Origin of the sequence: Mesorhizobium sp. M7A.F.Ca.AU.002.02.1.1 (assembly GCF_003998535.1) — a bacterium.
Lineage (GTDB): Bacteria > Pseudomonadota > Alphaproteobacteria > Rhizobiales > Rhizobiaceae > Mesorhizobium > Mesorhizobium ciceri.
In genome coordinates this window covers 1-450 of the sequence record NZ_RZPB01001488.1, presented here as the reverse complement: position 1 = coordinate 450, position 450 = coordinate 1, and the positions used below count along the sequence as shown (strand labels likewise).

Genomic DNA, 450 nt, shown 5'->3' with positions numbered 1-450 from the left:
GTTTCGGTGTCGCCATCCTGCTGGCAGCGCTCGCGGATTTTCTGTTCTATGGCCAGCCCGCCGGGATCACGGTTTTCCTGTTCGCCCTGCTGATTGCCGCGGCGGTCGTCGCTGTGCACCCGGCCGCCTTCAACGACGGCCGGGTCTGGCTCAAGCCCATCGCCTTGCTTGTCCCGCTGCTGCCGCTGGCTGAAAATGTCAGCACCCTGTCGGTCTCGATCGCGCTGGCGGCGCTGACCGTCTTCGCGCTTTCGTTGAGCGGTCGGCTGCGGCACAGCATCGCCCGCATTGCCGGGCAGATCGTGCTGTTCGGGCTGGCGGCGCCGTTCCGCTTCGTCATTGATTTCATCCGCTGGCGGAGGACGGCGCGGCGGTTCGGTGGGCGCCGCATCCGGCTGGCGGCGATCGCCGTCTGGGTGATGCCGCTGACGCTGGGCGGGGTTTTCCTGG

Annotated in this window: 1 pseudogene; it reads left to right on the top strand. The window is 67.8% G+C overall.

The features are described 5' to 3' along the window. A pseudogene (locus EN879_RS38520) lies at positions 1-450 on the top strand (DUF4173 domain-containing protein); the annotation flags it as partial.